The sequence below is a fragment of the Staphylococcus petrasii genome (assembly GCF_002902565.1).
Lineage (GTDB): Bacteria > Bacillota > Bacilli > Staphylococcales > Staphylococcaceae > Staphylococcus > Staphylococcus petrasii.
This window is the reverse complement of record NZ_PPRC01000114.1, coordinates 1-1,054: the sequence shown is the minus strand read 5'-3', so window position 1 is coordinate 1,054 and position 1,054 is coordinate 1. Positions and strand designations below refer to the sequence as shown.

Annotated in this window: 9 tRNA genes and 1 rRNA gene; all 10 read right to left on the bottom strand. The window is 51.3% G+C overall.

What is annotated here, in order from left to right:
- Positions 1-97: 97 nt before the first annotated feature.
- Positions 98-173: transfer RNA gene (locus tag CD127_RS11670), tRNA-Ala, on the bottom strand.
- Positions 174-194: 21 nt separating this feature from the next.
- Positions 195-268, bottom strand: a tRNA-Pro gene (locus tag CD127_RS11665).
- Positions 269-276: 8 nt separating this feature from the next.
- A tRNA-Arg gene (locus CD127_RS11660) sits at positions 277-350 on the bottom strand.
- Positions 351-360: 10 nt separating this feature from the next.
- Positions 361-449: transfer RNA gene (locus CD127_RS11655), tRNA-Leu, on the bottom strand.
- 13 nt (positions 450-462) lie between these two features.
- Positions 463-537 (bottom strand) — tRNA-Gly (locus tag CD127_RS11650).
- A 3-nt stretch (positions 538-540) separates the two neighbouring features.
- Positions 541-622 (bottom strand) — tRNA-Leu (locus CD127_RS11645).
- A 9-nt stretch (positions 623-631) separates the two neighbouring features.
- Positions 632-704, bottom strand: a tRNA-Lys gene (locus CD127_RS11640).
- A 5-nt stretch (positions 705-709) separates the two neighbouring features.
- Positions 710-785: transfer RNA gene (locus CD127_RS11635), tRNA-Thr, on the bottom strand.
- Between the two features lie 13 nt (positions 786-798).
- Positions 799-874 (bottom strand) — tRNA-Val (locus CD127_RS11630).
- A gap of 10 nt (positions 875-884) precedes the next feature.
- Positions 885-999: ribosomal RNA gene (gene rrf / locus CD127_RS11625) — 5S ribosomal RNA — on the bottom strand.
- Between the last annotated feature and the right edge of the window lie 55 nt (positions 1,000-1,054).

Sequence of the window (1,054 nt, the reverse complement as noted above, 5' to 3'; positions counted from 1 at the left end):
CGGTGGAGGGGATCGAACCCCCGACCTCACGGGTATGAACCGTACGCTCTAGCCAGCTGAGCTACACCGCCGTTATCTAGTTTGTAAATTTGAAATATGGTGGAGACTAGCGGGATCGAACCGCTGACCTCCTGCGTGCAAAGCAGGCGCTCTCCCAGCTGAGCTAAGCCCCCATATTTTATAAATAGTTCCTATCGGGAAGACAGGATTCGAACCTGCGACCCCTTGGTCCCAAACCAAGTGCTCTACCAAGCTGAGCTACTTCCCGTAAGAGAACGCGCCCGATAGGAGTCGAACCCATAACCTTTTGATCCGTAGTCAAACGCTCTATCCAATTGAGCTACGGGCGCAAAATAATAATGGTGCCGAGGACCGGAATCGAACCGGTACGGTGATCTCTCACCGCAGGATTTTAAGTCCTGTGCGTCTGCCAGTTCCGCCACCCCGGCACTATAAAATTAATGGAGCGGAAGACGGGATTCGAACCCGCGACCCCCACCTTGGCAAGGTGGTGTTCTACCACTGAACTACTTCCGCATATGCGGGTGAAGGGAGTCGAACCCCCACGCCGTAAGGCGCTAGATCCTAAGTCTAGTGCGTCTGCCAATTCCGCCACACCCGCGTATACATGTGAGCCATAGAGGATTCGAACCTCTGACCCTCTGATTAAAAGTCAGATGCTCTACCAACTGAGCTAATGGCTCTTAGATGGTGCCGGCCAGAGGACTTGAACCCCCAACCTACTGATTACAAGTCAGTTGCTCTACCAATTGAGCTAGGCCGGCTATTTAGTTTGAATGGTGGAGAATGACGGGTTCGAACCGCCGACCCTCTGCTTGTAAGGCAGATGCTCTCCCAACTGAGCTAATTCTCCGTTCTTATAAGCCTGGCAACGTCCTACTCTAGCGGAACGTAAATCCAACTACCATCGGCGCTAAGGAGCTTAACTTCTGTGTTTGGCATGGGAACAGGTGTGACCTCCTTGCCATTGTCACCAGACAAGTGAATGATTATACATTCAAAACTAGATAGTAAGTAATGATTTTGCTTCGCA